Origin of the sequence: Chitinophaga sp. CF118 (assembly GCF_900112615.1) — a bacterium.
Lineage (GTDB): Bacteria > Bacteroidota > Bacteroidia > Chitinophagales > Chitinophagaceae > Chitinophaga.
In genome coordinates this window covers 578,777-599,071 of record NZ_FOMK01000001.1, presented here as the reverse complement: position 1 = coordinate 599,071, position 20,295 = coordinate 578,777, and the positions used below count along the sequence as shown (strand labels likewise).

Below are 20,295 nucleotides of genomic sequence, written 5' to 3'. Positions count from 1 at the left end.
TTTATTAACATGTTACCTGTACTAAATAAGGCTCATGTATTGAAACAACCTCAATTTGGGGTAAAGGAAGCCTATTTCAGCTACCCGGAAAAGATTTTACAGTTTGGAACTGGAGTATTGTTACGTGGCCTTGTAGATTACCTGGTAGACAAGGCTAATAAACAGGGGATCTTTGAAGGACGCATTGTTGTTGTGAAATCTACTGATGGTCCCACAACAGAATTTACTTCCCAGGATAACCTGTTTACCACCAGCATTAAAGGTGTTGCTCAGGGAGAACTGGTGAATCAACGGATTATCAATGCTTCTGTAAGCCGTGTTTTGCAATCGAATGCAGAATGGAAAGAAATATTGAAAACCGTTCATCAACCGGATCTGCAAATTATTGTTTCTAACACAACAGAGGTTGGTATTCAATACGTTGAAGAACGGATTGACCAGGCTGTACCTGCTTCCTTTCCCGGTAAATTGCTGGCTGTACTATGGGAACGGTATACCCATTTTAAAGGTGCCTCGCATAGCGGTTTTGTGATCGTGCCTACGGAACTGGTTGTAAACAATGGCCGGCTCTTACAGGAGATCGTATTAAAGCTGGCGGCTTACAATGAGTTACCGGAAGCATTCATTAAATGGATAACTGCAGATAACCAGTTTTGTAACTCCCTGGTAGACCGTATAGTACCGGGGAAACCTAAAGATCTGCCCACCCTGCAGGAAGAAGCAGGATATACTGATCAGTTGTGGATTGATGCAGAGCCATTCCTGTTGTGGGCTATTGAAGGGGATGAAAGAATCAGTGACAGACTGTCTTTTCATGAGGCGGATAAAAGAATGCTGATCACGCCAGATATTACTCCTTACCGGGAGCAGAAGCTGCGTATCCTGAACGGCAGCCATACTATTTCAGTACCACTCGGTTTCCTGAGTGGGTTGAACACCGTATTTGAGTGCATGAATAATGAATATATGCGCACATTCTTCCAGTCGGTGATCAAAGAAGAGATTGTTCCTACAATCCGCGAAATCTGCCCCCAGGCGCCTGCTTTTGCAGAAGATGTGCTGGACAGGTTCGCAAATCCGTACATTGCCCATAAACTCCTGAGCATTACTTTCCAGGAAAGTTCCAAGATGAACGCCCGGAATATAAAAACGTTTGTCCGCTATTATGAACAGCAGAACATCCTGCCCGCACATATGTGCCTGGGCTTTGCTGCCATGCTGCTCTTCCTGCGCCCGGTAAAAGAGGAGAATGGCCAGTATCTGGGCTTGCGTGGAACTGAATATTACACTATCACAGACGATAATGCTGCCATTTTCGCTGCTCACTGGAAAACCGGAGATATTACTGAAATGGTAGAAAAGATTTGTGCAGATAAACGCCTGTGGGAAACAGACCTTAATTTATTACCTGGCTTTAGCGATGCCGTTACCGGTCATTTGCAGGCAATGTTGCATGAAGGTATTTTGATCAAAGAATTATAGACTAATGAAGCAATTCCTGTGTGAGGACTTTCTGTTACGTACAGAAACAGCCAAAAAACTATTCCACGATTATGCAAAAGAGATGCCCATCATCGATTATCATAATCACTTATCTCCAGATGAAATTTCTACCAACAGGCAGTTTGAAAGCCTGACAGCCATGTGGCTGAATGGGGATCATTACAAATGGAGGGCTATGCGGGCAAATGGTGTGGCAGAAAAATATATTACCGGAGATGCGGATGATTATACAAAGTTCAGTCACTGGGCGGCTACGGTGCCTTACAGCATGCGTAACCCGCTGTATCACTGGACGCATATGGAATTGCTCAACCCCTTTGGCGTAAGGCAATTGCTGGATGCAGACAGTGCTGCATCTATCTATTCGCACTGTAACGAACAACTTTCTCAGTGGCGCGCTCAGTCATTATTGCAGCATTTCAAGGTGCGTGCTTTGTGTACTACAGACGATCCCTGCGATACGCTTGAACATCATAAAAATATTCAGCAATCTGCTTTTAATGTAAAGGTTCTACCCACCTTCCGGCCTGATAAAGTGCTGGCCGTAGAAGATGGAACTGCTTTCAATGCTTATGTCGATAAACTGGGAGCTGCTGCCAATATAGAGGCCGGTAGTTACCGTCAACTGCTGGATGCCCTGCGTAGCCGGCACGATTATTTTCATGCAGCAGGCGGACGTTTGTCCGATCACGGAATCAGTACTTTTTATGGCAGTGCTTTTACAGCTGCAGGACTGGAAGCCATTTACGTGAAATTGCGTGCGGGCCAATCAGTGACGCCGGCAGAAGCAGAAGAGTTTAAATCAGGTACCCTGCATTTTATTTGTGAATGGAACCAGGAACGGGGCTGGGTACAGCAATTTCATGTGGGAGCTATCCGTAACAACAATAGCCGCTTATTACAATCCGTAGGTGCAGATGCAGGCGTGGATTCTATTGGCGACTGGCAGGTAGCACAGGCTATGTCTGCCTTCCTGGACGGACTGGATAAGAAAGGCAAACTGGCCAAGACGGTAGTATATAATTTAAACCCTGCATATAACGAGGTATTTGCTACAATGGTCGGTAACTTCCAGGATGGTACAGTTCCCGGCAAAATGCAGTTTGGTTCCGGATGGTGGTTCCTGGATCAGAAGGATGGTATGGAAAAACAGATGAATGCATTAAGCAATATGGGATTGCTGAGTCGTTTTGTAGGGATGCTCACCGATTCAAGAAGTTTCCTTTCGTTCTCGCGGCATGAATATTTTCGACGTATTTTGTGTAACCTCATTGGCAACGATGTGGAGAATGGCGAATTGCCCGGAGATATTAAGTGGCTGGGGAAGATGGTGCAGGACATTTGCTACAACAATGCTAAAACATATTTTAAGTTTGAAGACTAATTAGGCCACACTATTGAGTTATGAAACCAGTTAAAGTTATTTCATTCGGAGAAATTTTGCTCAGGCTCTCGCCGGAGTGGGGTAAACACAGTGCAGCCCTGTATGTAGGTGGCGCAGAAGCAAATGTAGCTGCCGCACTGGCTCATTGGGGAACACCTGTTACTTATATCAGCCGGGTACCTGATAATGGTGTAGGCTTGCAGGTATTACAACAGCTGGAAGAGATCGGTGTTGTTACAGACAGAATGCTGAAAGGCGGAGATCGTGTGGGAATCTATTACCTTGAACAGGGAAAAGATCTGAAGAATGCCGGGGTAGTGTATGACCGTAAATATTCTTCATTTAGCCAGTTACAACCCGGAACGGTTGACTGGGACAGTCTGCTTGGCGATGCTGAATGGTTTCACTGGAGCGCACTCACACCAGCGCTGAATGAAGATGCAGCCATTATTTGTAAGGAAATACTTGAAGCGGCCAGCCGGAAAGGACTAACCATCTCTACAGATCTGAACTACCGCAGTAAGCTGTGGCAGTATGGCAAACAGCCCTTTGCTGTGATGCCGGAACTGGTGCAGTACTGTGATGTGATCATGGGAAATATCTGGGCCGCCCATCAGATGCTGGATACGAAACTAAATACAGTGGCATTGGAAACAGCTACAAAAGAGGTTTACCTGCAAGAAGCTGCACAGGTAGCAAAGGAAATAACAGAGAAATATCCGCGTTGTAAAAGAGTAGCTTTCACTTTCCGTTTTTCGGATGCACCTACTCATAACCTGTATTATGCCACCTGGTATGATGCAAACGGACTGGCTGTTTCAAAACAGTATGAAACCAATGATGTAGTGGATCGTGTAGGAAGTGGAGATAGTTTTATGGCCGGACTGATTCATGCACAGCTGGAAGGAATGGATGCACAGCAAACTATTTCATTTGCCGCCGCCGCCGCCTGGTCCAAGCTGTTCTTAAAAGGAGATTTTAATTTAACGGATAAAGCAAACATTCAAAAACTGATATAGATATGGCACCAGCACCAGCAGAGATCGTAGCCGCATTTGAGCGCAGTAAAATGATACCGGTATTCTATCATGAAGATGAAGAGGTATGTTACGAAGTTGTGAAAGCCTGTTATGATGCAGGGCTCCGTGTGTTTGAATTTACCAACAGGGGAGAGCATGCACGTCGCAATTTTGCTTTTATACGTGATAAGAAACTGTCAACCATGCCGGATCTGTTCCTGGGAATAGGTACCATTAAAAATGCAGAAGATGCAAAATTTTTTGCGGGTGTAGGTGCGGATTTTATTGTAAGTCCTATTATCGATATCACTATTGCAGAAGCCTGTAGGAAGGAAGAGATCCTGTGGATTCCCGGTTGTATGACCCCTTCTGAAATAGCTGTAGCAGAAAAGAGCGGAGCGCCTTTGGCCAAGTTATTTCCCGGTAATGTGCTGGGGCCTGGCTTCGTAAATGCCATCAAGCCTTTATTTCCGAAAATGAAGTTTATGCCAACAGGAGGAGTAGAGCCTACCAAAGAAAGTATGCAGTCCTGGTTGGATGCCGGTGTAGTATGTGTAGGAATGGGATCAAACCTGCTGAACAAAGGTTTGATAGAAAAGAAAGACTGGGTAACACTGAAAGCACAGATATCCAAAGCAGTGGATATAGCAAAAACATTTAATAAATAAGTAAATCCTGATCCACGAACCTGTAGTAAATACTAATTAATGCAAACGTTTGCATAATTGGATGCAGAGTCGTAAATTGAATTTACTTTATAAATTCCAAAATGACAGGCATGGATTCCACAACAATTGGCAAGTACCGTTGGCGCGTTTGTGCCCTATTATTTTTCGCTACAACGATCAACTATATTGACAGGCAGGTGATTGGCCTCCTGAAACCCACTCTGGAACAGTCTTTTCACTGGACAGAGCTTGATTACAGTCATATCGTAACCGCATTTGCCGCATCTTATGCGCTTGGCTTATTACTGTTTGGCCGGCTGGTAGATAAGATTGGTACCAAGATGGGGTATATTCTTTCTATCGTTGTGTGGAGTGTGGCTGCTATGCTTCATGCATTGGCCAAGACCACCTTCGGATTCGGGGTGGCCCGTGTATTATTGGGCCTTGGTGAATCAGGTAACTTTCCGGTAGCTATCAAGTCAGTAGCAGAATGGTTTCCTAAAAAAGAACGTGCACTGGCCACAGGTATTTTCAATTCCGGCGCTAATATAGGGGCTGTGGTTGCTCCGATAGTGGTACCTTGGTTATTAGGTAATTATGGCTGGCAGCAGGCATTTATATGGACTGGTGCACTAGGTTTTATCTGGCTTATTTTCTGGATAATCATGTACGAAATACCAGCCCGGCATAAACAACTGACAAAGGCAGAATTTGATCATATCCATAGTGATCATGAAGTTGAACCGGATATTACAAAAGCGAAACCCCGTGTTACGTGGAAGCAGTTACTGGGCATCAGGCAAACCTGGGCATTTATATTCGGGAAATTGCTGACGGACCCTATCTGGTGGTTCTTCCTGTACTGGTTACCTTCTTACTTCTCTACTACTTTTCACCTTGATTTTACGAAACCCAATCTGCAGCTAATTATCGTGTATACTTCCACTACAGTTGGCAGTATTGGTGGCGGTTATCTGTCTTCATGGCTGATAAAGAGAGGCTGGCCTATTTTCAAAGCGCGTAAGGTATCTATGCTATTTTTTGCTATCTGTGTACTTCCTATCGTGTTTGCCAAACAAACAGAGAATATATGGGTAGCGGTAGGACTGATCAGCCTTGCAGCAGCAGCGCATCAGGCATGGTCTGCGAATATCTTTACAACAGCATCTGATATGTTCCCTAAGTATGCAGTGAGTTCTGTTGTAGGATTAGGAGGTATGGCCGGCTCAATAGGAGGTAGCCTGTTTCCTTTTGTAGTAGGAGGACTATTACAACATTATAAAATATTAGGAAATATTGGCGCGGGTTACAACATTATATTCATTATCTGTGGTTGCTCTTATCTGGTGGCGTGGGGTATGATGCATTTGTTTGCACCGAAAATGGAAAGAGTAGAGATCTGATGAAAAATAAGTGTGTCTTAAAATAATAGACAAACTATTAGCAGACAACCAGATAAAATAAGAAGAGCCTGTATTAGTACAATACAGGCTCTTTTAATTCGGTTCTAAGCTCACCGACATGGCATTGTGAGATTATATCTACTAAAGACTCACCCCCCGTTTCCACGGAATGAAATCATCCTGGTTTAATAGTTCAGCTTTGGTATGTACTTCACCATTAGCAGTTTTGATCACAAATTCCATAATTTCCTCGCCCATCTCTTCAATAGATTTTTCTCCGCTGATGATGGTGCCTGTATTGATATCGATGATATCAGGCATACGCTGAGCCAGTTTTGTATTTGTAGCCAGCTTCACTACAGGCGCAATTGGATTACCTGTAGGCGTACCTAATCCTGTGGTGAACAGCACTATATTAGCACCAGACCCAACTTCAGCAGAGGTAGATTCCACATCATTTCCTGGCGTACACAACAGGTTCAGTCCTGGTCTCTTCACATATTCTGTATAGTCCAGTACATCTGTAACAGGAGAGATACCGCCTTTTTTAGCAGCCCCTGCAGATTTGATTGCATCTGTGATCAACCCATCTTTGATGTTACCAGGAGAAGGGTTCATATAGAAACCGGAGCCTACAGATTCTGCCTGACTTTCATACGCACGCATAATGCGAATGAATTTATCTGACGTATCTTTTTCTATGCAACGGTTAATCAGCTCCTGTTCAACACCACACAGCTCAGGAAATTCAGAAAGGATGGAAGTACCACCCAGTGCTACCAGCAAATCGGATGTATGCCCAACAGCCGGGTTAGCTGAGATACCAGAGAAGCCATCAGAACCACCACATTCCAGTCCTATTACCAGTTTGGATAAAGGTGTAGGTTTGCGGTTTACTTTATCAGCTTCTATCAGTGCCAGGAAAGTTTCTTTAATAGCGTTAGACAGCATGGAGAATTCCGAAGCGCTTTTCTGCTGTTCGAATACCAGGAGTGGTTTATCAAAATCAGCATTCAGCTTTTTCAGTGATTCCTGCAGGATAGATACCTGCGCATGCTGGCAACCCAGGCTAAGTATGGTAGCACCTGCCACATTAGGATGGTGAATGTAACCTGCAAGTAATGCGCACAGTGCGTCTGCATCCTGACGGGTACCACCGCAGCCACCTTCGTGGGTAAGGAATTTGATACCGTCTATATTGGAGAAAACGGTATTTCGTTTACTTGTTAACGTTACAGCCTCTGCCTGGTAATCTTTAATTGCATTTACATTGCCTTGTTTGTATAGTGAAACAAGATCCTGCACCTGCTCATTGTAGATCTCAGTAGGAGCGAAGCCCAGTCCTCTTTCAAAGGCAGTTTTGATCACGCTTACATTGCGGTTTTCACAAAATACCATTGGGATAACCAGCCAGTAATTGCGTGTACCAACCTGTCCGTCCTTACGATGGAAGCCATTGAAGGTGCGTGTTTCCCATTTACTTACATCGGGTTTCTGCCATTCTATGCTTCCTTCTTTTTCATGAAAAGCATTGGCATCGTGTTTTACATTGGAGATAGTAATTACTTCTCCTTTGTGAATAGGTTCATTGGCTTTACCAACCAGCACTCCGTACATAGTAATAGGATCACCGGTTTGTACGTCGGTGATCATGAATTTATGTTTGGCAGAGACGTTTTTCAGTAGTTTAATAGTGGAACCATTGAACCCGATTTCAGTGCCTGCCTGCAAATCCTGCAGGGCCACCAGAACATTGTCGTCGGGATGTATTTGTAGATACGTATTCATAATGGCTAAAGTATGAAATATCAGAACCCGCTGTTAATACTAAAATCTTAATCATTGATGACATTTTGACTTCACTTCTTTGCTAAATCCGTTTAGCTGAAAATTTAATATTGGAAAGAGGGGAAAACAGGTCCCTATTCCCGATTACTGCTAACTGATCAGGTCCCTTTTAATTTTAAATGCAAACGTTTGCATATTTCTTCATTATATTCTATCTTTCCATTCAGTTATGAAGGATGCAACTGATACAGCATCACTCCCTGAAGTAGTCATCATTTCTAAATTTTAATATGTCTGGCTTATGAAAGCAGAAACGAGGTATGCCTCCAGTCCAGCCGCTGTACAACGCTGGAATACAGAAGAAACACGCAATGAACTTTTAATAGATAAGCTGTTTGAACAGGATGGCGTAAAACTGGTGTACAGTCATTATGATCGTTTTATTACCGGTGGTATTATGCCTGTAACAAAGGCTTTACGGCTGGAAGCACCTGATCAGTTAAAGGCGGTATACTTTCTTGAAAGGCGTGAATTAGGCATTATCAATGTAGGAGGTACTGGAACTGTAACTGTAGATGGAGAAGTTTTTGAAATAGGTTTTAAGGAAGCATTATATATAGGAAGAGGAAAGCAGGAATTGCTTTTCAGCAGTAACGATGTCACAGCACCTGCTAAATTTTATCTGAACTCAACCCCGGCACACCAGGTATATCCCACCCGTCTTGTTACCCGCAAAGATGCAGAGGTAGTGACGCTGGGCACACTGGAAACAGCTAACCACCGTACTATCAATAAGTTGATAGTAGCGAGTGTACTGACTACCTGCCAGTTGCAGATGGGGATGACGGAGCTGAAAACAGGCAGCGTATGGAATACAATGCCGGCGCATACGCACGATAGGCGAATGGAAGTATATTTCTATTTTGAAGTTCCCAAGGGGCAGTCTGTATGTCATTTCTGGGGGCAGCCACAGGAAACAAGGCATATCTGGATGCAGAATGAACAGGCGGTAATTTCTCCTCCCTGGTCTATCCACTCTGGTGCAGGTACCAGCAATTATACCTTTATATGGGGAATGGCTGGCGAAAATCTGGATTACAGCGATATGGATGTATGTGCTATTCCTGAACTGCGATAAATTTAATCATGTATGGTATTACAATCATTTGATCTTACGGGAAAAACGGCGCTGGTAACAGGTTGTAAAAGAGGTATAGGCTTTGGAATGGCACTGGCACTGGCAGAAGCAGGTGCAGACATCATTGGTGTATCTGCCTCTCTTGAAAAAGAAGGCAGTGATATAGAAAAGGCTGTAACTGCAGTTGGCCGGAAGTTTCATGCTTACCAGGCAGACCTTGGCAACCGTCCCGCACTATATAGCTTTATCAATGAAGTAACAGGTCGTTTCCCTGTTATAGACATCCTGGTGAATAATGCAGGTACTATCCTGAGAAAGCCGGCAGCAGAGCATCCGGATGAATATTGGGATGAGGTATTGAACATCAACCTGAATGCAGCTTTCATCCTAACCCGGGAAATAGGTAAACTGATGCTGTTACATGGAAGCGGAAAGATTATCTTTACGGCATCGTTACTTACATTCCAGGGGGGGATTAATGTACCTGGTTATGCCGCAAGCAAAGGAGCAGTAGGTTCACTGGTAAAGGCATTTGCCAATGAATGGGCTGGTAAAGGCATCAATGTGAATGCTATTGCACCCGGATATATTGCTACGGATAATACAGCTGCATTACGTGCAGATGAAAAACGGAGTACTGCTATATTGGACCGTATACCGGCAGGGCGCTGGGGTGAGCCGGAAGACTTTAAAGGACCGGCCGTATTTCTGGCTTCCAGGGCGTCGGATTATATACATGGCACCATTTTAACAGTAGACGGGGGATGGATGGGACGATGAAATTCCACCTGAATACTGATATATGAGCAAAAGAACTGAAAAGACAATTGTAGATATCGCAGAAGAATTGAGCCTCTCGGTGTCCACTGTTTCACGTGCACTGAATGACAATCCAAATATCAGTGCGCGTACAAAAGAAAGGGTTAAGAAAATGGCCCGTAAGCTGGGTTATCGTCCCAATACTATGGCCGCGGGTTTGCGAAATAATAAAAGCAAAACCATCGGGCTGGTAGTACCGCGTATTTCCATGTTCTTTCCTGCTACTATCAGCACCGTGATTCAGAATAAGTTGCAGGAACATGGATATAACCTGCTGATCTGTCAATCCAATGATTCATATGAGCAGGAAATAGCACTGGCAGATACATTGTATTCTGCACGTGTGGACGCGCTGGCGGTATCTACTACGTTGTATACAACTGATTTCTCGCACTTCGATGTGTTTAATGATAACAATATTCCACTGGTGTTCTTTGACCGTGTGCCGAAAGATTATGGGGTGAAAGTAATCAAAGGGGATGATTACCTGGGAGGCTTTACAGTTACTCAGCACCTGATAGAAAAAGGTTGCAAAGACATTGTACATATCTCAGGACCACTTACCTGCAATCTCTATGTAGAAAGAGTTGCGGGATATAAAAGTGCTCTCCGGAAGTATAAGATCCCCTTTAATAAATCACGCATCTTTTACCACGAATTAACCCGTGAAAATGCGTGGCAGACCTGCGAGAAAATATTCGCGCAGAAGCCTTATCCGGATGGTATTTTCGCAGCCAATGATACAACTGCTATTACCATTCTGGAATATTGCCGCAAGATCAATCTGCGGGTGCCGGAAGATATTAAAGTCACCGGTTATTCCAATGATCCGCGTGCAGAGATCATTACACCGTCTATTACTTCGGTAGATCAGTGTCCGGCAATGATGGGTGAAAGGGTAGCGGCAGCTTTACTTGCTCTGTTACAACAGCCGAAGTCAACTCCGAAAAAGTATTCGGAAGAGATTATTCCTATAAAACTAATTACCCGCGCTTCTACAGAAGGACCTGATGTTGTACTAAAGAAACAAGGCAAAGGAAAAGGATGATTTAAAACTGATCATCTATGCTTCCTCCGAAGCACCCGATGTTATGATAAAGAAAGTGATTCTATAAAGCGGATCACTATTGAAATTCTCAATGTTGCTGTAAGGAAAAGAAGGCAGAATAGAGTGATCACATATGGTTTCTGTAAAAGCATTTGATGATAAAGAAACATTAAGTTGATTACTATTGAAATCCTTAATATAGTACGTGAAAAATGGAAACAGAGAAAGTGATGATCATTTAAACATACATAAATATGTTTGCAGTAGTCTATATGCAAACGTTTGCCAGATAATCTGAAATGTTCTTTAAAATTACCCGGATGAAAAAACTCAGCTTCTTATTATTATGTGCATTGTTTGCCATACATGCAACTGCACAGGTACCTGCCCGCAAAAAGCAAATGATTGCACTGGCCAATAAAACATTGGATTTTGCTGCCAGCCAGTATAAACTTATGATGAAACAGGTGCCAGACAGCGTATTACCACGTACTACCAATAATAAAGACGGCCGGCTGGTAACGGCAAAATCCAACTGGTGGACAGCCGGTTTTTATCCTGGTACTTTGTGGTATCTGTATGAATATACCAAAGATGAAACATTGAAGCAGGAAGCTATCAAACGGGATGAACTGATAGAAAAAGAAAAGAATAACAAAGGTACACATGACCTGGGCTTTATGATGTACTGTAGCTTCGGGAATGGCTATCGTCTCACAAAGAACCCCGCTTATAAAGCAGTATTACTAACCAGTGCACGTTCTTTGTCCACACGATTTAATCCAAAAGTGGGTTGTATCAAATCATGGGATCATGGAGCATGGGAGTTTCCTGTAATCATCGATAATATGATGAACCTGGAGTTGCTCACATGGGCCAGCAGGGTAAGCAAAGAGCCCTCATTTGACCACATCGCCCGTACACATGCAAATACTACCATGTTACATCATTTTCGGCCGGATTTCAGCTCTTATCACGTAATAGGATATGATTCCACTACCGGTGCTGTGCTGAATAGAAATACACACCAGGGAGCAGCAGATAGTTCTGCCTGGGCAAGGGGACAGGCATGGGGATTATATGGTTACACCATGATGTACCGCGAAACAAAAGATAAGAGATACCTGGATCAGGCCCAGCATATTGCCGGTTTTATCCTTGGACATCCCCGGTTACCGGCAGATCTGATTCCATATTGGGACTATGATGCACCTGGTATCCCGAATGTACCACGTGACGCTTCTGCGGGTGCTGTAGCAGCTTCTGCATTACTGGAGTTAAGCCGTTATACCACGGGTACTATATCCGCACGTTACTGGAATGCAGGTGAAAAGATGCTGGAAAGCCTGTGCAGCCCGGCTTACCTGGCTACTGCCGGGGAGAATAACGATTTCATTCTGAAGCATAGTGTAGGGTCATTACCTCAAAATTCTGAAGTAGATGTGCCACTGACCTACGCAGATTATTATTTTGTAGAAGCATTGTTACGATATAAACAATGGGCTAAATAATGGACAGGCGTAATTTCATAAAAACCGTTCCGCTGGCAGGCATGGCTGGTGCTGTGAAAACAGGTGGAAGTCTGTGGACAGCCCCTAAAAACGAACAGGCACATGCTGTAAATACCGACAGGGCTTACTGGGTAGAATTGCTCAACCGTATTGCTACACCTGTACTGCTCAATCTGAGCAAAGGACAGTTAAAGCAGGTGATGCCACTGGTTACCGCACCGGGATATAACAAACCGGTAGAAAAGGTCACCTACCTGGAAGCTTTTGGCCGCACGATGGCAGGTATAGCTCCCTGGCTGGAACTGGGGCCTGATCAGACGGTGGAGGGTAGTATGAGAATAAATCTGATCAATTATGCACAGGAAGCAACCGCACAGGCAGTTAATCCTGATGGTCCGGATTACATGAACTTTACAGGTAAATATGACGGGCAGCCATTGGTAGATGGGGCCTTCCTTGCTCATGCTTTTATCCGTGCCCCTAAACAGTTGTGGGAGCCTCTTCCGGCTACTGTGAAACAACAGGTGGTCAATAGTTTTAAGAGTTTGCGCAGTATTACACCAGGATATAATAACTGGTTGTTGTTTTCCGCAATAATAGAAGCCGCCCTTTTGTTGTTTGGAGAAGAATGGGATAGTATGCGGGTGGATTATGCAGTGAAGAAACATGCAGAGTGGTATAAGGGAGATGGGGTATATGGAGACGGACCAGATTTTCATTACGATTATTACAATGCTTTCGTGATCCATCCTATGCTGACGGATATACTGAAAGTATTATCAGATAAAGGGAAGATCAACAAAAAGGAATACGATCTGGCTATCACGCGTATGCAGCGATATGGTGTGATCCAGGAAAGACTGATATCGCCGGAAGGTACTTTTCCTGTGGTGGGAAGATCTATGGTATACAGGAACGCGGCCTTTCAACCATTGGTGCAACTGGCTCTGCATGAACAGCTACCGGCAGAATTGGCACCTGCTCAGGTGCGTTGTGCACTTACAGCAGTAATGAAGAATATTTTTGAAGCACCAGGTACCTTTGACAGTAAGGGTTGGTTGCAACCAGGCTTCTGCGGGCATCAGCCCGAAATTGCAGATGTTTATACCGCAACCGGTAGTCTTTATCTCTGTACTACCGGTTTTCTGGCATTAGGTTTATCGTCGCAACATCCTTTCTGGACAGAGAAACCAGTGGAGTGGACGGGGCAAAAAGCATGGAGAGGAAAGACCGTATATAAGGATCACGCATTATGATTAGTCGGTATTGATATCTATTAGTCCGTACCTGATTCCAAAAATTACTAGCCCCACACGTGTTTTCACTTTCAGTTTGTCGCAGAGGCTGCTTTTGTAATCGTCGATAGTACGCGGACTTACAAACATTTTCTGTGCAATCTCTTTATAGGATAATTCTGTACAGAGATATTGCAGAAATGTTTTTTCCTTAGAACTCAGCTCAATCTTTTCATTGAGCGACATTACATCTTTCTGTAATCCTGAGATTACTTTACCCGAGATGTAATCTGGTAAATAGAAGTCTTTTTTGATGATGGAATCAAATGCATCCCGGAGATCGTCTGGTTCCACATTCTTCATAATATAACCTTTAGCACCTGATTTCAGCATCTTGATGATCACAGATTCATCATTCAGCATAGAGAGTGCCAGTACTTTAATCTGCGGGTAATGGTTATTGATCCAGGTAGCAGTTTCATACCCATTCATGCCGGGCATGTTTACATCCAAAATGAGGATATCCGGCAACTGCAATTCGCGGTTATTGATAATTTTTACTACTTCTTCTCCGTTGCTGGCTTCGAACAAAATGAAGTAATCGGGAAATGTATTAATAAGACGACTGAGTGCTTTTCTTACAAGCACATGGTCATCTGCAATGGCTACACTATATTTCGCTCTCCTGGTTATGCTCATGAACTGACTGTTTATTTATTGGTATAGTGATACGAATAGCGGTTCCGCTATTTCTTACACTATGAATTTGGAAGGTGCCACCGATAAGGGCTGCTCTTTTACGAATATTTCTTAATCCTAAACCTTTATGATTTTCCTGTTCTGCAAATAAGGCTTCCGGGTCAAAGCCTACACCATTATCGTTTATTTCCAATACAATAACATTGATATTTTGAGTTAGGCTTACTTCTACTTTGCTTGCCCTGGCATGCTTTACAATATTGTTCAGCATTTCCTGTACAATACGAAATAGGATGATCTCTGTCTGGTGATCAAGCAGGTTCCGGATATCAACAAAATTAACAGAAGTTTCGTACAAATTGGTCCTTTTCAATCTTTCCAGTTCGAATTCGATTGAATTGGCCAGTCCGATTTCCGTTACCCGGTCTGTATGCAGACTACGGGAAAGATCTCTTAGTTCAGTAATGGCTTTTTGTAGCGCCTTCCTGCTTTCTTCGATATACTCCTGTGCTTCGCTGTTATTTTCCACGGGTACCGTTAACAGGGATAGTGCTACAAAGGTGAGAGATTGCCCGATGTTATCATGGATCTCCTGAGATAGATGTCCAAACACGTTTTCCTGGATCTCCAGCTGAGACTTCAGGAGCTCCTGTTCGTAGCGCTCTTTCATCAGATGTAGCTCTTGTACCTGCGCCTGACGGCTTTTCTGGTTGAGTATCAGCATAATTATTATGAATCCCACAAGCAGAACAAGTAGGAATATGGAACTAAAAATAACTAGGAAGACTTCCTGAAAGTTAGATTGCATAAAAAGGAAATGCTGAACAATAAATATAGAATAATATTCATCACAACATTAACAGAATAAATAATCTTATAGACATACATTGGCACGTTGGCAATGACATTCAAAATTCCGTTTATTGGCAGGCTACAGGTATTATAGAATAATATGCCTGTTGATATCCAGAATGTTGGATCATGTAAAAGACTTTGAGGCCCGGAATGTTTAATACGTTCATAGAAGTAAGAAATACTGGCCATAACCGTTAGTGTGCAGCCACATAAAAGAGAATAAGAATTAAAAGTGTGTAATCCCTGAATGAATATCATGTTTGTCAACGCAAAGATAGGATATACAATAGCTACCCAGGTGAGGATGGACATAACTTTCCTGTTTTGCAGGAAAGATCTAATCAGGTATATAAGATAGGTGAAGTTGATGATGGTGTAAAAATTATAGAAGATCAGGTTGTTTTTCCTATGCACACTGTACCACCAGGCAATGACCTCTACCGTAATTGTCAGTAATATATACAGGATGAAAGAGTTGAAGTAATGAGGGCGCTGGTTTTTTATCCTGGAAAACAGGGCAATAATGAAACAAAGAATATAAATGAGCACATGTAAAGGAAATCTGTACAGTGAATTATGTGCGTAAGCTAGGATATGTAGGCCTACACAGGACGATGAATATTGAAAATAACTATTTAGCACTGACACAAGGATATTTATAGTGAATAGCAAATTAAGAAAACTGGGGGTTAAATAATTTTTGTTTAAAAAAAACTGCCGGATAAGGTATCCGGCAGTTCAAGATGTGATGTATGTAAATGGGGAAACTGTTAGATACCCATTGTTTGTTTCTCGGTGGTATTTGGTGCTCTTTTTTTCTCTTCTTCGCCTATACAGCCGGGAGGGCAGGGTAATGCCCAATTGAAGGCTATGATCTCAGGTCCTTTAGGTGTGGAAACATACAGATCTTTACTTTCGGTTTTACCGGTTTTGCTTGTTTTCTGCTGGGTAGCAACAAAAACGATTGTTTGTCTGTCTTCCAGCAGGATGTTTTCAGGGAAAGAAGAAGGATACACACCAAAATAGACCCTTATACCATCAGCACCTGCTGTTTTAGCCGTTTCTATGTATTCTTTAAGCTCATCAAGGCTATACCATACACTTAGAGAGTCCATCTTACCAAGACGTTCTGAGTTGGCTTTCCATCTGTTTTCTCTATAATTATCGCGGAGCATTGTAACATGCTTATCATTAACAAACCGACCGGCTTTCATGATTTTAATGGCAGACATAAGATATTAATTTAGGTTGTTGGATCTCATTAACAATTTAAAATTACACCTAATGTAAGTACATAATTACCCTAAGTTATTAATAATCATAACATTACAAACATAAGAAATTCGTAATCACTGGCTAATCAATTCATATATAATTTTCTTTAATGCAAAAACCGGCCTTTCCTGCTAAATATTCGTGTAAATATGTATAAAATTCTGCGTAAATAACGGTACTATTTTGCCGTAGTTTATCGGCATAAATTAATTTTCTGAGAAGGATTTCCTTTTTTCTGAACAGCTGAACGGAATAATGATACCCGCACGTGTGTTTTATAATGATCAACTAAAACCTACCGTGAAATAACGGGGTGATATATACCGTGATTCACGCAGTTTATTGTCGCATACTGCTACATTTCATCTTGATTTATTGCCGGTTTTTTATACCTGCTTACCTGTGATTTGAAGGCTGTTTATCAGGTATTTATCTTTTAAAAAAGTGCTATTGATATGAAGCACAGGGGTTTTGGTTCTCTTCATTAAATTCTGTTGTTGTAACACACATAGATTCGTTTACGTTTACAGTTTGCATTTACTTTTGTTACCGCGCTACAGCAACTATATTTTTAATAATATTGATGCAGGCAATAAGCCTGAATGCTGATTTAAAATATTGTACCCTTTGAAAACCCTATAATTGTATTGTCCCCCCCAAAGTACCATAACTGGCCTGCTTTTTAGCAGGCCTTTTCATTTGTTATAAGGTCACAGAGATCATGTAATCTTTGAGTGCCGGGAAGTCGTAGAAGAACCGAAAAGAGATGACAGTACTGGTAGTAGTGTCATATACAGGACTAAAAAAGGATACTTCTGTTTCACCTTCTGTAATCCAGCTATTGTGAGTGCCTATCAGTTTGCCCGCCACCGTAGCCTTAGATACATTCGGCTCTCCATAAAGCTGGCTAAGCCTTTCAGCAAGATGACCGTTCACCTCCCTGGTATATAGAAAGATGCGGTTAATAAAACCATTTTCGTTGGTGGCAGCAAACAGGTGACTTAATACGATGCCCGTATCCTGGCTTTCAATAGTACATCTCAGATCACCGTCGAACACGTGGTAAAGGGAGGCTGCCGGCATTACATCAAAAGTATGTTTGCCCACGAAATGATCGAAAGGTAACATGTCAGGTAGTTGTTCCGGCCTTTTGCCTAACTGTATGTCACCGATACCCAGATGGTTTAACCGGAGACAATGCTGTTGCGGAGTGGGTTTCATATATACAGGTTAGTATATATAAATGTACTAATAAATTCCGGTGTTGCCTTAAAAACAGCAGAGGATTAACATCTTAGGTGAGAAAAGCAGCACAAATTGTTTTTAGAAATAACACGGGAATCAGTTCCAGTTTAACCAATTCCGTTTTGTATTAATCTATAAGAAATAAATTGTGAGCCTGAGAAAATCCGGGAGAAGGCATTACGTTAAGTTATTTTAAAAATCAACTGATTTATAAATATTGAAATAACCTTTCAGAAAAAAAAGGCTGCATCATTCTTACGATGCAGCCTTTTTAGAATAGTTTATAAAGATGATGGATTAAAAATAAATATTGAGCTTGAGCATCCCTTCAGAAAAGCAAATGTGTTCACTTATTTCCTGGGTCTTGCCCCCATATAGAAAACCAGCTTACCTCCATTCATAATATCAGAATGTGTGATTGAATTAGTCAGTACTGGCTGTCCATTCAGGGTTACCTTCTGCACGTATACATTCGTATCACTCTGCCCAGGAGCTTCAATGGTAAAGGTTTTGCCATTTTCAAGCTGTAAAGTGGCCTGCTTTACGGCAGGGCTGCCCAGGATGTATTGATCAGAACCAGGACAAACGGGATAGAAGCCTAGTGATGTAAAAATATACCAGGCACTCATTTGTCCGCAATCATCATTACCTCCCAGACCGTCTGCTGTGGGGTGGTACATCTTTTTCAGGATCATGCGCACTCTCTCCTGTGTTTTCCAGGGTTCGCCTGTCCAGTTGTACAGGTAAGCTACATGATGCGAAGGCTCATTACCGTGCACATAGTTGCCGATAATACCATCGCGGGTAATATCTTCAGTTTCTGCAAAGAATTCATCTGGCAGATGCATAGTAAACAAGGAATCCAGATGTTTGGAAAAGCTCTTCTTTCCACCTCGCAGTTCAATCATTTCTGCGGGATATTGCGGTACATACAAACTATAGTTCCAGGCATTTCCTTCAATGAAGCCCTGGTTATCTGTTTTCAGCGGATCAAATGCTGCACGGAAAGTACCATCGTTCAGGCGTGGACGCATGTAGCCAATGGATGCATCATATACGTTGCGGTAGTTCTCTGAACGTTTGATGAATTCTGCATAAAGATCCTGTTTGTTCAGTTTTTTTGCCATCTGGGCAATACACCAGTCGTCATAAGCATATTCCAGTGTTTTAGATACCGAAGCACCACTCTTATCTTCCGGTACATATCCCTTATCTATGTAGTAACCCACACCATCGTAGCTGCGATGTCTTGCTGTGGTAACACAGGCATCCAGTGCTTTATTTACATCAAAAGGCGCATTACCTTTGATCACCGCATCTGCAATGACAGATACGCTATGATATCCTGTCATACACCAGTTTTCATTAGCGTAGTGCGACCATACCGGCAGCATATGCTGTACACTCTGTTCATAATGTGCTACCATTGATTGTACCATATCCGCATTGCGCTTAGGCTGGATCACATTGAACAGTGGGTGTAATGCACGGTAAGTATCCCAGAGAGAGAAGGTGGTATAATTAGTGAACCCTGTTGCTTTGTGATTGTTCTGATCCAGTCCACGGTAGCTGCCATCCACGTCCATGTAGATAGTAGGACTGAGGAAAGCATGGTACATGGCTGTATAGAAGTTCACCATTTCATCTTCACTATTCAGTTGTGCTGTGATCTTATGTAGTTCTTTATTCCATTGCGCCTGTCCGTCCTGCTTCACTTTTTCAAAATCCCATCCTGGTATTTCACTGCGTAAATTATTCAGCGCACCTTCTGTACTTACAGGAGACAATGCAAATTTGATCTTGATCTTTTCTCCGGCTGTTGCTTTGAAATCAAACCAGGCCCTGATCTGGCGACCTGCCATTTCAGGGAAGTTGTGAGCAACATCAAACTTACGCCAGAAGCCTTTATATACATCATTGGCATATGTTTGATGACCATACTGGTAGAACGGTTTTGAAAATGACATAGCGAAGTATTCTATTCGCGTACGTGCCCAGCCGTTAGTTTGGCGATACCCGGTAATCAGTGTATCATTTTCCACTCTTACATAAGTCCACACGTTTTTATTACCGTAGTTATAAATGCCTGCAATGAGATCAAGTACAATATGTGCCTGGTCTGTAGCTTCTGCAAAAGTATACTGGTGAAATCCTACCCGGTTGCTGGCAGTTAATTCTGCTGTGATATTATACTTGTCAAGTTTTACTTTATAGTAATCTGCTTCTGCTACTTCATTGTTATGAGAGAAGGTAGAGCGATAACCACTTTCAGGATGTGTAGCGGTACCCGGATTCAACAGTAGTTTACCCGTAGTAGGCATGATCAGGAAATCTCCGAGATCAGAATGGCCGGTCCCGCTGAAGTGTGTATGACTGAAACCTGTGATGGTTTTATCTACATACTGGTAGCCTGCACAGTATTTGTAAACATCCGGATTGTAGTGTCCATCCTGTTCGTAAGGGATGGTATCAGTTTCTGGACTCAGCTGTACCATTCCAAAGGGCACAGTTGCACCGGGATAGGTGTGGCCCATTTTTTCTGTGCCAATAATAGGTTTTACATATTGCAGCAGGTTTTTGTCCTGCGCCTGTATGGGTTGTTGCGTGTATAATGCAATACAGGTTAAGAATGAAAGATGGTAAGCAAAACGTGCACCCATTGTCTAAAGTAGTTTAAGCGTTCAGATTTTGTGACGTTCAAAAAT

16 protein-coding genes are annotated in these 20,295 nt (G+C 42.6%); 10 read left to right on the top strand and 6 right to left on the bottom strand.

Annotated features, from left to right (window positions below; translation table 11 throughout):
• Positions 1 to 9 precede the first annotated feature (9 nt).
• The 5 genes from BM176_RS02280 to BM176_RS02260 all read left to right on the top strand — a co-directional run bounded on the left by BM176_RS02280 (position 10) and on the right by BM176_RS02260 (position 5,977).
• Positions 10 to 1,482 carry a tagaturonate reductase gene (locus BM176_RS02280; RefSeq protein WP_090099140.1) on the top strand — a complete coding sequence of 491 codons (1,473 nt, stop codon included), beginning with the start codon at positions 10 to 12 and terminating at the stop codon, positions 1,480 to 1,482.
• Between the two features lie 4 nt (positions 1,483 to 1,486).
• Positions 1,487 to 2,887 carry a glucuronate isomerase gene (uxaC, locus tag BM176_RS02275; RefSeq protein WP_090099138.1) on the top strand — a complete coding sequence of 467 codons (1,401 nt, stop codon included), beginning with the start codon at positions 1,487 to 1,489 and terminating at the stop codon, positions 2,885 to 2,887.
• A gap of 20 nt (positions 2,888 to 2,907) precedes the next feature.
• Positions 2,908 to 3,906, top strand: a complete 999-nt coding sequence (locus BM176_RS02270) for a sugar kinase (protein ID WP_090099136.1) — start codon at positions 2,908 to 2,910, stop codon at positions 3,904 to 3,906.
• Positions 3,907 to 3,908: 2 nt separating this feature from the next.
• On the top strand, positions 3,909 to 4,574 hold the full coding sequence (locus BM176_RS02265) for a beta/alpha barrel domain-containing protein (RefSeq protein ID WP_090099134.1): 666 nt from the start codon (positions 3,909 to 3,911) through the stop codon (positions 4,572 to 4,574).
• 110 nt (positions 4,575 to 4,684) lie between these two features.
• Complete coding sequence (locus tag BM176_RS02260) at positions 4,685 to 5,977, top strand: MFS transporter (RefSeq protein ID WP_177230272.1); 1,293 nt, start codon at positions 4,685 to 4,687, stop codon at positions 5,975 to 5,977.
• A gap of 141 nt (positions 5,978 to 6,118) precedes the next feature.
• On the opposite strand, the gene BM176_RS02255 is transcribed toward BM176_RS02260, so the two are convergent.
• Positions 6,119 to 7,765 carry a UxaA family hydrolase gene (locus BM176_RS02255; protein ID WP_090099130.1) on the bottom strand — a complete coding sequence of 549 codons (1,647 nt, stop codon included), beginning with the start codon at positions 7,763 to 7,765 and terminating at the stop codon, positions 6,119 to 6,121.
• Positions 7,766 to 8,066: 301 nt separating this feature from the next.
• On the opposite strand from BM176_RS02255, the gene kduI reads away from it, so the two are divergent.
• From kduI to BM176_RS02230, 5 genes are all read left to right on the top strand, one after another.
• Positions 8,067 to 8,903 (top strand): 5-dehydro-4-deoxy-D-glucuronate isomerase, encoded by an 837-nt coding sequence (kduI, locus tag BM176_RS02250; RefSeq protein ID WP_090099128.1) that lies wholly within the window; start codon positions 8,067 to 8,069, stop codon positions 8,901 to 8,903.
• A gap of 12 nt (positions 8,904 to 8,915) precedes the next feature.
• Entirely contained in the window at positions 8,916 to 9,683 is a 768-nt protein-coding gene (kduD, locus tag BM176_RS02245) for a 2-dehydro-3-deoxy-D-gluconate 5-dehydrogenase KduD (RefSeq protein ID WP_090099125.1), read from the top strand.
• Between the two features lie 22 nt (positions 9,684 to 9,705).
• The gene (locus BM176_RS02240; protein WP_090099123.1) at positions 9,706 to 10,770 is read left to right on the top strand and encodes a LacI family DNA-binding transcriptional regulator; all 1,065 of its coding nucleotides are present in this window, start codon (positions 9,706 to 9,708) and stop codon (positions 10,768 to 10,770) included.
• A gap of 320 nt (positions 10,771 to 11,090) precedes the next feature.
• Complete coding sequence (locus tag BM176_RS02235) at positions 11,091 to 12,281, top strand: glycoside hydrolase family 88 protein (RefSeq protein ID WP_090101550.1); 1,191 nt, start codon at positions 11,091 to 11,093, stop codon at positions 12,279 to 12,281.
• Positions 12,281 to 13,537, top strand: coding sequence for a DUF2264 domain-containing protein (locus BM176_RS02230; RefSeq protein WP_090099121.1), 1,257 nt, complete (start codon positions 12,281 to 12,283; stop codon positions 13,535 to 13,537). Before BM176_RS02235 ends, BM176_RS02230 begins: the two co-directional genes overlap by 1 nt.
• Here BM176_RS02230 and BM176_RS02225 read toward each other — a convergent pair whose 3' ends face one another.
• From BM176_RS02225 to BM176_RS02200, 5 genes are all read right to left on the bottom strand, one after another.
• Positions 13,538 to 14,215: a response regulator transcription factor gene (locus tag BM176_RS02225; RefSeq protein WP_090099119.1), complete on the bottom strand. Its 678-nt coding sequence runs from the start codon at positions 14,213 to 14,215 to the stop codon at positions 13,538 to 13,540.
• A complete protein-coding gene (locus BM176_RS02220) occupies positions 14,187 to 14,939 on the bottom strand; it encodes a sensor histidine kinase (protein ID WP_177230271.1) in 753 nt (250 codons plus the stop codon). The genes BM176_RS02225 and BM176_RS02220 overlap by 29 nt, the downstream gene beginning before the upstream one ends.
• A 901-nt stretch (positions 14,940 to 15,840) precedes the next feature.
• Complete coding sequence (locus BM176_RS02210) at positions 15,841 to 16,302, bottom strand: hypothetical protein (RefSeq protein ID WP_090099113.1); 462 nt, start codon at positions 16,300 to 16,302, stop codon at positions 15,841 to 15,843.
• A gap of 745 nt (positions 16,303 to 17,047) precedes the next feature.
• Entirely contained in the window at positions 17,048 to 17,566 is a 519-nt protein-coding gene (locus BM176_RS02205) for a hypothetical protein (protein ID WP_090099111.1), read from the bottom strand.
• 374 nt (positions 17,567 to 17,940) lie between these two features.
• Entirely contained in the window at positions 17,941 to 20,250 is a 2,310-nt protein-coding gene (locus BM176_RS02200; protein ID WP_090099109.1) for a GH92 family glycosyl hydrolase, read from the bottom strand.
• Between the last annotated feature and the right edge of the window lie 45 nt (positions 20,251 to 20,295).